The 13,361-nt window shown below is 58.9% G+C and carries 11 protein-coding genes and 1 riboswitch; of the genes, 4 read left to right on the plus strand and 7 right to left on the minus strand.

Annotation, left to right across the window (positions count from 1 at the left end; translation table 11 throughout):
* Nucleotides 1–72: 72 nt before the first annotated feature.
* Both EDE05_RS00740 and EDE05_RS00745 read left to right on the plus strand, forming a co-directional pair.
* Entirely contained in the window at nucleotides 73–1,224 is a 1,152-nt protein-coding gene (locus EDE05_RS00740) for a glycosyltransferase family 4 protein (protein WP_134099441.1), read from the plus strand.
* On the plus strand, nucleotides 1,221–3,407 hold the full coding sequence (locus EDE05_RS00745) for an amylo-alpha-1,6-glucosidase (protein ID WP_134099444.1): 2,187 nt from the start codon (nucleotides 1,221–1,223) through the stop codon (nucleotides 3,405–3,407). Before EDE05_RS00740 ends, EDE05_RS00745 begins: the two co-directional genes overlap by 4 nt.
* A gap of 230 nt (nucleotides 3,408–3,637) precedes the next feature.
* Here the strand turns inward: EDE05_RS00745 and EDE05_RS00750 are convergent, their stop codons facing one another.
* The 7 genes from EDE05_RS00750 to EDE05_RS00780 all read right to left on the minus strand — a co-directional run bounded on the left by EDE05_RS00750 (nucleotide 3,638) and on the right by EDE05_RS00780 (nucleotide 11,355).
* Nucleotides 3,638–3,904: a DUF982 domain-containing protein gene (locus tag EDE05_RS00750; protein ID WP_132408629.1), complete on the minus strand. Its 267-nt coding sequence runs from the start codon at nucleotides 3,902–3,904 to the stop codon at nucleotides 3,638–3,640.
* 1,126 nt (nucleotides 3,905–5,030) lie between these two features.
* Complete coding sequence (gene ribB / locus EDE05_RS00755) at nucleotides 5,031–5,666, minus strand: 3,4-dihydroxy-2-butanone-4-phosphate synthase (protein ID WP_132408627.1); 636 nt, start codon at nucleotides 5,664–5,666, stop codon at nucleotides 5,031–5,033.
* Nucleotides 5,667–5,778: 112 nt separating this feature from the next.
* Nucleotides 5,779–5,925: riboswitch (FMN riboswitch) on the minus strand.
* Between the two features lie 85 nt (nucleotides 5,926–6,010).
* Nucleotides 6,011–6,793 (minus strand): glucose 1-dehydrogenase, encoded by a 783-nt coding sequence (locus EDE05_RS00760; protein WP_105374605.1) that lies wholly within the window; start codon nucleotides 6,791–6,793, stop codon nucleotides 6,011–6,013.
* A gap of 213 nt (nucleotides 6,794–7,006) precedes the next feature.
* Nucleotides 7,007–7,795 (minus strand): SDR family oxidoreductase, encoded by a 789-nt coding sequence (locus tag EDE05_RS00765; protein WP_105374606.1) that lies wholly within the window; start codon nucleotides 7,793–7,795, stop codon nucleotides 7,007–7,009.
* Between the two features lie 22 nt (nucleotides 7,796–7,817).
* Complete coding sequence (locus EDE05_RS00770) at nucleotides 7,818–9,296, minus strand: sugar ABC transporter ATP-binding protein (protein WP_105374641.1); 1,479 nt, start codon at nucleotides 9,294–9,296, stop codon at nucleotides 7,818–7,820.
* 29 nt (nucleotides 9,297–9,325) lie between these two features.
* Entirely contained in the window at nucleotides 9,326–10,255 is a 930-nt protein-coding gene (locus tag EDE05_RS00775) for a sugar ABC transporter substrate-binding protein (protein WP_105374607.1), read from the minus strand.
* Nucleotides 10,256–10,374: 119 nt separating this feature from the next.
* Nucleotides 10,375–11,355, minus strand: coding sequence for an ABC transporter permease (locus EDE05_RS00780; RefSeq protein ID WP_105374608.1), 981 nt, complete (start codon nucleotides 11,353–11,355; stop codon nucleotides 10,375–10,377).
* 202 nt (nucleotides 11,356–11,557) lie between these two features.
* Here EDE05_RS00780 and EDE05_RS00785 point away from each other — a divergent pair, with 202 nt between their 5' ends.
* Nucleotides 11,558–12,367, plus strand: a complete 810-nt coding sequence (locus tag EDE05_RS00785) for a transketolase (protein ID WP_134099447.1) — start codon at nucleotides 11,558–11,560, stop codon at nucleotides 12,365–12,367.
* Nucleotides 12,367–13,323, plus strand: coding sequence for a transketolase family protein (locus tag EDE05_RS00790; protein WP_134099450.1), 957 nt, complete (start codon nucleotides 12,367–12,369; stop codon nucleotides 13,321–13,323). The genes EDE05_RS00785 and EDE05_RS00790 overlap by 1 nt, the downstream gene beginning before the upstream one ends.
* Nucleotides 13,324–13,361: the final 38 nt, after the last annotated feature.

Here is a 13,361-nt window from a genome sequence, read left to right on the forward strand (position 1 = left end):
CGTGAGCGGATGCCGGCGGTCCCTACGACAATTCGTGCTGGACTGACGCTTGGCGCAACAGAGATCAATCAAATGCGTATCGCGCAAGTCGCACCCCTGGCGGAATCCGTTCCGCCGAAACTCTATGGCGGCACCGAACGCGTCGTCTCCTGGCTCACAGAAGAACTCGTCCAACAGGGTCACGATGTCACGCTCTTTGCCAGCGGGGATTCCGAAACTTCCGCTGAACTCGTGCGAGCAGTCCCCGAGGGACTGAGGTTAGGGGGCATACGCGATCACACTGCGAGCCTCCTCGTCATGCTGGAAGAGGTTCGGCGGCAGGCCTCCTCGTTCGACGTCATCCATTTCCACGTCGATTTGCTTCAGTTTCCAGCGTTCCGAAATTCTCCGGCACAGTGCCTGACCACGTTGCACGGGAGACTGGATCTACTGGATTTTCACCCCGTGTATCGTGCATTCACGGAGATGCCGCTCGTCTCGATCTCCAGGAACCAGCGCCTGCCGCTTCCCAATGCCAATTGGCAGGCCAACATCCAGCATGGCCTTCCCCCAGGTCCCGCGCCTTTTGAAGTGGCGAAGCGGGATTATCTTGCATTTCTGGGACGCATTGCCCCGGAGAAACGGCCGGATCGGGCAATCGAGATTGCAAAGCGAACCGGTATTCCGCTGAAGATGGCCGCGAAGATTGACCCCGCCGACCAAGACTACTTCGATCATGTCATTCGACCACAACTCGATCATCCCTTGATTGAGTTCGTCGGCGAGATTGGTGACCACGAGAAACGAGACTTCCTCGGGAATGCGATCGCGCTCCTGTTTCCCATTGATTGGCCCGAACCATTCGGCTTGGTCATGATCGAGGCCATGAAGGAAGGAACACCGACGATCGCTTGGCGTCGCGGCTCGGTCCCGGAGGTTATCGACGAGGGCGTAACTGGATTCACTGTCGAATCCATCGAGGAGGCAGTTGAGGCAGTCGGTAAGGCTGCGGATCTTGACCGGCGGGCGGTCCGGCAGCGGTTCGAAGAACGGTTCACCGCTGCACGCATGGCTCGCGACTACGTTGCCGAATACGGCCGTCTGGCAAAAACGTCGGCGATGATGGTGCCGCACCACCGTCGCATCGCAAATAATTCCCTATTGCCCTTGGATCCTGTCGCTGCTGCGGCAAAGGTTTCCGGCGGCGCCGCTGGGGCAGCCTTGCCCAATCAAAGGTCCGTATGATGATGCTTGATATTGATCCGACCATCGATGATGCCGGGAGCTTCGACACCGTTCGGTATGATCTGGAAGTAGACACTTCTCTTGTGGGTCGCCCACTTCAAAACCTCAAGGATGGAGATGCGTTCGCTGTCTTAAACAGCCATGGCGACATTGCCGGGAGCAATTCGGTGGAAGGCCTGTTTTACCGTGACACACGGTACCTGTCTAAGCTGGAACTGCGTGTTCAGGGGCGAAAGCTCCTACTGCTTAATTCGTCCAATCATGACGACAAAGCAGCGCTTTCTGTCGATCTTACCAATCCCGAGGTCGATCATGATGCTGAGACCTTGCCCCGCGAGACCATCTTCTTCGAGCGTACGAAGTTTCTCCATCACGGGGTCTGTTACGAACGACTCAGTGTCCGAAACTTCTCGACGACTGAACGCCGGTTGACCATCGACTACACCTTCCACGCCGATTTCCGCGACCTTTTCGAAGTTCGCGGGATGAAGCGGGAGATGCGGGGTCGGGAGAGCTCCAAGCTCGTCGCTCCAGACAAGGTGGAATTTCACTATGGCGGCCTTGATGACGTGGAACGTTGCACCTCGATCGCCTTCACACCTGTTCCGAAAAATCTCGAGTCACACCGAGCGACCCTGGAGGTGACGATCGCGCCGGGGGAAAAGACATCGATCTTCGTGACGGTTGCCTGCGAGGAAGGCGGACCCGCTGTCGTGCTGGATTTCTTCCGCGCCTACCGCGAGAGCCGCCGCGCCAGACGCAAACAGACGCGGCACATTGCTACCGTGCGGAGCTCAAGCGATCTGTTCAACGAAGTAGCGTGTCGAGCCACCTCCGACGTCTACATGCTGACCACCTCGACCCGCTTCGGTGCTTATCCATACGCGGGAATTCCTTGGTTCAGTACGATCTTCGGGCGCGATGGGATCTTCACTGCGATGTTCATGCTGTGGATGGACCCGTCGATTGCGCGGGGTGTATTGCGAACGCTGGCGGCAATGCAAGCCCAGCAGACTGATCCTAATGCCGATGCGCAGCCGGGCAAGATTCTCCACGAGATACGTCACGGTGAAATGGCCAATCTTGGCGAAGTTCCATTCGGTCGCTACTACGGAAGTGTCGATTCGACGCCGCTGTTCGTCATGCTGGCGGGCATGTATCTCGACGCCACAGGCGACCTGGACACCGTTTCTGAGGTCTGGCCAAACATCCTTGCTGCGCTGCGCTGGATCGATGACCATGGCGACAGGGACGGCGATGGGTATGTGGAGTATCAGGCAGAAAGCAGCGGCAGCCTGAAGAACCAAGGCTGGAAGGACTCCCACGACTCCGTCTTCCACCAAGACGGTACGGACGCGGTAGGGCCGATCGCCTTGTGCGAGGTTCAGGGATATGTATTCGCGGCAAAGCGTTCTGCGGCACGTATGGCTGAGCGCCTTGGGCATCGCCAACTTGCAACTGATCTGACAAGGGCCGCTGAAGACCTGCGCCACCGTTTCGAAGCAGATTTCTGGGATGAAGAACTCGGCACCTACGCCCTGGCCCTAGATGGGAAGAAGCGACCGTGCCGCGTGCGGAGCTCCAATGCGGGGCATGCCTTATTCACCGGCATTGCTGCGCCGGAAAGGGCTAAGCGTGTCGCGGCAACACTTCTCAGCAAGGAAGGGTTCAGCGGCTGGGGCATCCGGACACTTGCGCAGGGCGAGGCCCGGTTTAACCCCATGTCCTATCATAACGGTTCCGTTTGGCCCCACGACAACGCCGCAATCGCAATCGGCTTCGCCCGCTATAATCTCAAGCATGAGGCGGCGCGCGTGTTCGAAGGTCTGCTTGATGCTGCAAAACAGCAGGAGATGCGGCGCCTGCCGGAACTCTTCTGCGGCTTCATTCGGCGCCCCGGTCGCGGGCCGACGCCTTATCCAGTGGCGTGCTCACCCCAGGCTTGGGCGGCTTCTGCCGTGTTTGGCGTTCTGGGAGCCTGCCTTGGCCTTGAGCAGGCTCATTCCGAGAATGAATTCCGAGTCCGCAACCCGATCATGCCTGCATTCCTGGATGAGATCGTCTTGCGCAATGTGCGGCTCGGTTCATCGCAAGCGGACTTTCGTATGCATCGCTATGGAGATGATGTGTCCACGAATGTTCTGGATCGGAAAGGGAACGCGAAGATCCTTGTTGTGAAGTGAAGCATTGGTCGTCGAGGGAGTGAATGCGGCCGGAACCTCTCTGACTGCCCACCCTCGGCCGTTCGGAAGTGGCAACCCCTTAGCTGAGGGCTGCGTCCCAGTGCAGAACCGCCTAGACTAAGGGGGACACTTCTAACGTCACATTGACCTCTGCGCGCTCTACCTAGCCTCGCCGTGCTATCCACGAAGCGTCGGCTTCGTGCATCACAGGCACTGACCGTTATGCATCCCTAAGGATGCACCCGCACCATATATTCGGCGTAAGCAACGATGAAACGGGTACGGGCATCCTCTATATCGCCGCGGCCAAGCAGTGCCGAGATACATGCTCCGGCTGCCGTCCAGTAGGCTTGGCCCGACCGCATTTCCAGTTCCTCTTGCAGGTACTTCAACGCTACTCGCGGCCCAAGGATAAGCTTGTCGTTGATGGGACCATCTCTTACGCTGACCGGGAACTCCCATTCGGCGCGAAAATCAACGTTGATCACCGTTAGCATCGACTACCCCTTCTGAGACAAGAGGCACCGCGTCAGTCTTCAAAAACGTACGGTTGAACGGCGGCCATGCATTCAGTGGAGGCTTCTCCCTAGAATTATGCTTCTCATTCACGATGGCGCAGCAAATACGCGCCTCGCGGTTTGATAGACCTCCGAGCGACCACCCCAACGCGATTTCTGGTTCGCTGCTGTAGGTATCGTAGACAGTCCAGGAGCTATTTGCTTCCTGCCTCATTTCGTACCGGCATAGGTGTGAGGCGTTGTCATCTTCGGTCGTCGTGCACGATGGATTACTCATCCCTGACACCATTCGCGACCGAACCGATCTGGGTGTCACGGCGCTCGCTGAGAGAAACGCTGGCGTGCGCGACCCCTCCTGGAGTGGGACCAGTGCCCCATAAATGGTTCTGGAGCCTGCAGATCAAGTAGCTCGCATGGCTTCGCCGGATAAGTGCAGTTTCGTTGAGAGCGGTCTCGTCGGCGACACGCCGAAGTAGCTGCGCGAGGGCAGCCGCTTTCGATGACCCTGCTTCTGGTGCTTCGGAAGACATGTCTGTCCTTCCTTTGCTTGGGGCACGGGCTGTGTCGCTCGCAACGGTAGTGCCCTGAAGGAAGCCTACCGATAGAACACCATGCGCTCATTCGGCGACATTGCAAGGAAATCTTTGACACAGCCCAACGCTCAGGCTGTCAGTAGCCTCTAGGGCAGAAGCCAAACGAGGTTAAGCTCTTCAACAGGTGCTGCACGAACCAATTCGTCCGCGATAATTTCGGCGCAGTAAACGGAAATTATTGCCGCTCGCCCGTGCTGTTGACTGATGCCCAAAGGCGGGGCTCAATGGTGGCATGCAAGGTCGCTCGCGAGAGGAAAAGATAAGGAAAATAAGGGTTGATCCTCTAAGGCATTGAAATCATGCGAAAATCCTGGTCTCCCAGCCAATTCTCCCTGATGTCTTATCCCCTCAGACCCGCCGAATCCGGTATGGCGTCATCGACTGCCTGATGGCCACCGTTTCGAGTGCGGGAATCATCGCCAGTCCAGCAGAGCCGCCATCACTCATGAGGCTAACTCCCCGCCTTCCAGAGAAGAGTGCGAGGAGAAAATGGTCGAGCATCGGTGAGATCGTCAGGCGGCGTAAGCGTCGCTTACACTTGCCAGGCCTTTCACATGAGAAATCAGATCCGCGATGGTGATCAAAGGCATCTCGTGCCGTGCGGCAAATTCCAGGAGATCCGGCAGCCTCGCCATGGTGCCGTCTTCCTTGGCCACTTCACAAATGACACCGGAAGGCTCCAGGCCTGCAAGGCGGCAGAGATCGACAGCGGCTTCCGTGTGCCCCGGTCGGGCAACCACTCCGTTCGGATGCGCACGAAGCGGAAAGATGTGGCCCGGGCGCGCGAAGTCGTCGGGCTGCGCCTGCGGATCGACCAGGGCTCTTACCGTGGCGGCGCGATCCGATGCCGAGATGCCGGTCGTCGTGCCAGGGATATAGTCGACGGAAACCGTGAAGGCCGTCTTGTGGGATTCGGTGTTGCGGGGAACCATCAACGGGATGTCGAGTGCGTCCAGCCGGTCACCTTCCATCGCCACGCAGATGAGACCGCGGGCGTGATTCATCATGAAGGCGATCGTTTCCGCAGTCACGGATTGCGACGCCGCGATGATGTCCCCCTCATTCTCGCGATCCTCGTCATCGACGACAACGATCATCCGACCGAGAGCAAGCGCCTCAAGCGCATCTTCAATTTTCGAGATTTTCATTCCACTGCCTTTCAAGGGTTATCCGCGTTAGCGGCCAAACCGCGGCCTTGCGAGCCGCTATTTATCCCTTGGGCGAACAAGCCAAGCACGTCCCCGAACCGGGGACGTTCCAGCGTGTCCTCTTCCATCCGGACTATGACCGTCGGCTCCGGCATCTCACCGGATCTGCTGACCTTCCACTTTCGCAGAAGCGCTCGCGGGCTCCGGGATCACTCCCGATACCGCCGGTGGGGAATTACACCCCGCCCTGAGAACGACGACAAGATAGTAAAACTGCTACAGGAAATGCAAGAGGCTCGCGATGAACACGCTGTTCAAACTTTTTCATCCGGCCTCCGCAGATCTCAGGACATGATCAGGCCGCCGTCGACGTTGATCGTCTGCCCGGTGATGTAGGCAGCGTCGTCGCTGGCGAGGAAGGTTACGAGACCTGCTACGTCCTCTCCCGACCCTGCCCGCTTCATGGGAATGCCCTGGACCCATTCCTTCATCAGTTCGCCCGGTCCGTAATTGCCGAGCAGTTTGCCCCACACCTCGTCGTTATAGGCCCACATGTCGGTCTCGATGATACCGGGGCAGAAGGCGTTGACGGTGATGTTCTCGGTGGCGACTTCCTTGGCTAGACTCTGCGTGATGCCGACAACCCCCATCTTCGAAGCGGCATAGTGGGGCGTGTAGATGAACCCCTGCCGGGCCTGGCCCGACGCGGTGTTGATGATCCGGCCGCCGCGCTTGTGCTTGCGCATACGGGCGATCGCCTCCTGGGCGCAGAGGAAAACGCCCTTGGTATTCACCGCCATCACCCGATCCCACTCGGACTCCGTCATATCCTCGATCCGGGCAATGGTGATCACCCCCGCATTCTGGACGGAGACATCGACCGAGCCGAAAGCTTTTTCGGCTGTATCGAAAAGCTCCAGGACACTGCCTTTATCCGTGACATCTCCCACGAAAGAGATGGCCTTACCGCCCCCATCATTGATGTCGCGGGCAACCGCTTCCACGGACTCCTCATTGGCCGAAACAACTACTTTCGCGCCCTCTCGAGCGAAACGCCTTGCGATCACCGCTCCGATGCCCCGGCTTGCCCCGGTGACGACGACAGTCTTCTTTTCGAAACGCTTCATTGATGTCCTCCAAACAGCAAATATGGAACCGTCGCAGAGCGTCTGCGAAGATCAAATCGCGACGCCTTTACGGCTCGTTCGATCAGCGTGAAGGACGGGCGGACGACGATATCGACGCCGTACCGCCCGCTGGCGCCTTCAACGCCACGGTCTCAGCCAGGGAGGCAGCCGGACCGATCACCTTCCAATTGCCTGCGGAACCTTCTCATGGGATCACCAGCAGCAGAAACCACCGTCTACGAGCAGATCGACACCCGTCACAAAACTTGCCGCGCCCGAGAGCAGAAAAACGGCAGGTCCAACCATCTCGTCGACACTCGCCATGCGCTGCATCGGGGTCTGCTCCTCAAACAACTTTGTCTGGTGGACCATTTCGGGGCGCGTGTTCATCGGGGTCGCGGTATATCCCGGAGAAATCGTGTTCACCCGGATGCCGCGACCGACCCACTCCATAGCCAATGATTTGGACATATGGATCACGCCGGCCTTCGAGGCATTGTAATGGCATTGGCTGAGGCCGCGATTGACGATGACGCCGGACATCGAGGCAATGTTGACGATCGATCCCCTGCCATGCTTCAGCATGGCGCGCGCCTCGGCCTGGCAGGAGAGGAAGACGCCCTTCAGATTGATGTCCATCAGCGTCTGATATTGCTCTTCCTCCATCTCTTCCGCCGGATTGGCATTGGCGATCCCCGCTGCATTGACTGCAAGGGACAAAGCACCGAGCTCGGCTTCGGTCCGAGCCACGGCGTCGGCAAGTGATGCCTTGCTGGTGACGTCCGCCGCAATCTCGATCGATTTTCGACCGGCCGCCCTGACATATTCAACCGTGCGTGCAAGTCCGTCGTCCGTACGGCGATCGAGAAGCGCGACGTCTGCGCCGCACTGGGCGAGCCCGACTGCAATCCGCTGACCTATGCCGCTGCCCGCTCCTGTTACGATAGCGGTTTGACCGGAGAGATCGAAAAGCTTCGGAGCGTTGAGAGTGATGTCCGCCACCGCTCTTCCTTTCTATGTTCTGCTAGATCGTTGCCAGTTCCATGACGGAAACGTCGTTCGCCTCTTCACGGGTAAGAATGCCCGCCTGTTTGCCTTGCGCGAGCACGAGAATGCGGTTCGATACGCCGAGCACCTCTTCGAGATCAGAACTCACGACGATGACGGCGACGCCTTTCCTCGCAAGGTTCACGATGATGTCGTAGATCCCGGCGCGGGCGCCCACATCGATCCCCCGCGTCGGCTCATCGAGGATCACGACCTTGGGATCACGCATCAGCCATTTGGCGATCACCACCTTCTGCTGATTGCCGCCGGAGAGATCCGATGCATATTGTTCGGCCCGCCCCTTCACGCCGAATTTGGATATCGCCTGCTCGGCGAATGTCCGCTTCATTCCGGATGTAATCCAGCGGCGCCCAAACATGTCGAGGTTGGGGTAGACGACGTTTTCGCTTATCCGATGGGTGACGACGATCCCTTGGTCCTTCCGGTCCTCCGGCACCATCACAATGCCTTTGGCGATCGCATCCGCTGGGCTGCGAAGCTTGAGCTCTTCGCCGTTGAGCTTGATCGTTCCCGCGCTGATCGGGTCCGCGCCTGAAATCGCCCGAACCAGTTCGGTTCGACCAGCCCCCACAAGCCCGGCAATGCCGAGGATTTCTCCCGACTGCACCTCGAAGGATACGTCGCGGAAGGAGCGGGCTGGCGAGGTTAGCCCCGAGACCTGCAGGACCGGTCGCCCGCTCGGCTCCGGAAGCGGCGGGAACATGCGTTCAAGGGGACGCCCCACCATGCTTTCAACGATGGTGCGCACCGGGGTCGCGCTGTCGGCGAATTCCTGAACACGCACGCCATCACGCAGCACCACGACGCGATCGGTGATCTGCTTGATCTCTTCCATACGATGGGAGATGTAGATGATGCCGACGCCTTCCGACCGCAGCTTCCTGACCTGGTTGAAAAGAGCTTCCGTCTCGGCGCCGCCCAATGCGGCAGTCGGCTCGTCGAGAATGAGCAGCTTGGCATCGAGCGCCAGTGCTTTTGCAATTTCAATGAGCTGCTGATTGGCCGTGGAGAGGCCAGCCACTTTGCGGGTGGCGGGGATATGTAGGTTCAGACGCGACAATTGTTCCTGTGCGCGGCGAACCATTTCACCGCGATCGATAACGCCGTTCTTCATCGGCCATCGGCCGATGAAGACGTTTTCCGCAATGGAGAGTTCCGGGAGAAGCTGCAGCTCCTGATGGATCAGCACCACACCCTTGTCGATTGCCTCTCTCGGAGTGGCCGGGGCATAGGGTTGCCCCAGCCAGGTCATCGTTCCTTCAGACGGTGCGCGGGATCCGGCGATGATGCCGGACAGCGTGGACTTGCCTGCGCCGTTTTCGCCAAGAAGTGCCACGACCTCCCCGGCATAAACATCCAGGCTCACGTTGTTGAGGACCTGGAGCGGCCCGTAACGCTTCGATATGCCTCTCAGTGAAAGAACTGGCTCGGTCACCACGCGCCCTCCTCAAGCCTTAAAACCTGTTACGGATGGTTGGTGATAAAACCAGCCACATTCTCCTTGGTCGTCAGCGTCGCGTCCATCAGCTGCACCGGAGGCACCTTCTCGCCGGCGACAAGCTTCACCGCGTTGGCGACTGCGTCACGACCCATCTTCTGGGTCTGCTGGGTCGCCGTCACGTTGAACACGCCCTTGCTGAGAGCCTCAAGCGCTGCGGTATCGCCGTCAAAGCCGCCGACCACGATCTTCTGGGAAGGATTGGCGACCTTGATGGCTTGCGCAGCACCAAGCGCGAGTGCATCCGCCTGGGCGAACACGATCGAAACATCCGGATTGGCCTGCAGCATGTTCTGCATGATCTGGAATCCTTCGTCCTGGCTCCAGATGTTGGAATACTGTTCGGCTACCACTTTCACATTCGGATAGGCCTTCAGAGCTTCCGCGCAACCTTTCGAGCGGTCCACCTCGGGCGTCGTGCCCTTCTGGCCGTGAATGATCACCATCTTGCCCTTTCCGCCCGCCTCCTTGAGGATATAGTCGCAGACGGCCTTGGCGGAGGTCACAGAATCCGTTGCGAGAAAGGTATCCCCCGGCGCGCCTTCCGCATTGCGGTCGACGTTGACGACAGGGATACCTGCGCTCTTTGCGAGCTTTACCGGCACCGTTGCCGCCGCAGCGCCTGCTGGAATGTAGATCAGCGCATCAACGTTCTGCGTCAGCAAATCCTGAACCTGGTTGACCTGAGTGGGGCCGTCACCCTTGGCGTCGACGGTCACGACCTCGATGCCGCGTTTCTTGGCTTCGGCTTCGACAGCCTGCTTGATCTGATTGAAGAAATTGGCCTGCAAATTGGCCACGGCAAGGCCGAGTTTTTTGACTTCGGCGGCATGGGCGGAGCCGATCGTCAGACCCAGCATGGCAGCCGAAGTCAGGAGAATGCGCGCGAGTTTCATTTCATTTTCCTCCGTTGTTAAACTGAACCCTCGAGTATTCCTCCACCCTTGGGCCGCTGATCCGCTCCAACCGTTCGGAGAGGAATTCATGAGACGTCCGCGCTACCGCGAAGCCGATGTCAGGTTCGCCGACGGCGAATGGTTTCGGCGCCGACCGCAAGCACGATGACGATGCCGATGATGACCTGCTGCAGAAATGGCGAGACGTTGAGCAGATTGAGCCCGTTGCGCAGGACGCCGATGATCAGGACCCCAATGAGGGTGCCGCCGATACCGCCTGCCCCACCGGACAGGGATGTTCCGCCAATAACCACCGCCGCGATCGTATCGAGTTCGTAGCCGAAACCGCTCGACGGCTGAACCGAGTCAAGGCGGGCTGCCAGAACGATGCCCGCAAGACCCGCCAGCACCGCGCTGACGACATAAACGCTGATCGTCACGAGCTGAACATTGATGCCCGCCAGCCGCGCCACCTCGGGATTTCCGCCTACGGCATAGAGCATCCGGCCTTCGGCCCGAAACTTGAGGAACAACCAGGCGATCAGCACCACGATCAACATCAGGAAAACTGTCGCTGTGAGAATGCCGAAATGCCGGTCGATCGCCAGCATCATGAACCAGTCGGGAAAGCCGACGATCTGCTGACCATCCGTGATCATGTTCGCGACGCCCCGGGCAGCCGACATCATCGCGAGCGTGGCAATGAACGCGGGGACCCGGAAGATCGTCACCAGCAGACCGACGATCAATCCGCTTACGGCGGACGCGATCAACGCGAAGCCGATACCCACCCCAAGAGGCATTCCCGCGACATTGGCCGTCCAACCCATCACCATCATCGACAGCGCGAGCACCGAACCGACCGAAAGGTCGATGCCGCCGATCAGTATGACGAAGGTCATGCCGACGGCCATGATGCCAAGCACGGTGATCTGATCCAGGATGTTCAAGCCATTGCGAAGCGAAAGAAACGCGTCCGTGGAGAAGCTCAGGAAGACGCAAAGCGCGAGCAGACCGAGAAGCGGGCCAGTAGCTCCAGCCAAGCGCCTAAGCCAGACGCCAGAGGGGCGGCTTTGTTCAGTGATGTCGATCGCCACCATCGTTCCTCCCTAGATACGAAGGGTATTTCACCATAAGAATATTTATTCATCTATGTTGGAAAATTCATTAGCAAGCTGCTACAGATGTGTCAATCAAATTTGTAGCGAGACCCTTATGCCACAAAAGTCAGTTTGCACTTGACATGAATTCGCCATGTGCAAAAATATGTTAATATGAATAAATATTCAGATCGAGGAAACAATGGAGCCCACAGAACTCGAACGTGTCGCACGCCAGATACGGCTGCGCGATCTTCAGGCGGTGTACGAAGCCGGCGCGGGCCATATCGGCGGCGAGATGTCGGTGATCGACATTCTCACGGCATTGTATTTCCGGGTACTGCGCGTATGGCCGGATCAACCGAGGCATCCGGAACGTGATCGGTTTGTTCTTTCGAAGGGCCATACGGCCTGCGCACTATACGTGGCGCTTGCCAAACGCGGCTTCATTCCGGAGGAGGAAATCTCCACGTTCCTTCAGCCTCACTCCCGGCTGAACGGCCATCCCAACAACAACAAGGTGCCGGGCGTCGAAACCAATACCGGACCTCTCGGTCACGGGCTCCCCGTCGCGGTGGGGATGGCCAAGGCCGCCAAGCTGTCCGGCGCGAAATACCACACCTATGTCGTCACCGGGGATGGCGAGATGCAGGAAGGCTCGAATTGGGAAGCCATCATGGCGGCCGCCCAGTTCGGTCTGGACAATCTTACTCTGGTCATCGACCACAACAGGTTCCAGCAGGGGGCGGCACTTGCCGATACCAATGACCTGGCCCCGCTCCGCCCCAAGCTTGAAGCTTTTGGCTGGGACGTGACCGAAATCAACGGCAACGCCATGAGCGAAATCGTGCCGGCTCTGGAGCATCGCGGCTCCCGTCCCCATTGCATCGTCGCTCATACCAACAAGGGCCACGGCATTTCCTTCATGCGGGATCGCGTCGACTGGCATCACAAGGTGCCCAGCAAGGAACAATACGATCTCGCGGTGGCAGAACTATCGGAGGCAATTTGATGAACGCGCCAGTAACAGCCACAAAGCTCCATGATTGCCGAGATGCATTTGCGGCGACGCTCGAAAAGCTTGCGGCAAATGACGAGACCATTGTTGCAGTCTGCAACGACTCGGTGGGGTCTTCGAAGCTCGGCGGATTCAAATCTAGATTTCCGGACCGCCTCGTCAATGTCGGCATCGCCGAACAGAACATGGTGGGCGTCGGCGCGGGTCTCGCGAATGGCGGGCGGCTTCCGTTCGTCTGTGGAGCTTCACCATTTCTGACAGGGCGTGCGCTGGAGCAGATCAAGGCCGACATCGCCTACTCGAATGCCAATGTGAAGCTGGTCGGCATCTCGTCCGGGATGGCATATGGCGAACTTGGCCCGACCCACCATTCGATCGAGGACTTTGCGTGGACGCGCGCGCTGCCGAATCTTCCGGTCATCGCCCCCTGCGACCGTATCGAAACGGCGGCTGCCGTCGAATGGGCTGCGGGCTACGACGGGCCATGCTTCCTCCGCCTTTCCCGCGTCGGCGTTCCCGATCTGCTTCCTGCAGATCACAAGTTCGAACTCGGCAAGGCGAACCTGCTGCGTGAGGGTTCGGATGTCACGCTTATCGCCAATGGCACTCTCACGCACCGCATGATGAAGGCCGCAGAAATCCTGGGAAGTCAGGGCATCAGCGCGCGGGTGCTCAACATGGCGACGGTCAGGCCGATCGACGAGGAAGCCATCGTTGCCGCTGCTCGCGAGACCGGGGCGATTATAACTGCGGAAGAGCATACCATCTTCGGAGGACTCGGGTCGGCCGTGGCCGAAGTGATCGTGGAACACGCGCCTGTGCCGATGAAGCGCCTTGGCGTTCCGGGGATCTTCGCGCCGACCGGCTCGGCCGAATTCCTCCTGGATGAATTCGGTATGAGACCCGCCTCCATCGCCGAAGCTGCCCTAGCGGTTATCAAGAGGAAATAAGCGCTCGACGCAGGCGTTGGCCGGAGCCAAGTATTTGC

It is taken from the genome of Neorhizobium sp. R1-B (genome assembly GCF_004368875.1).
GTDB lineage: Bacteria > Pseudomonadota > Alphaproteobacteria > Rhizobiales > Rhizobiaceae > Neorhizobium > Neorhizobium huautlense.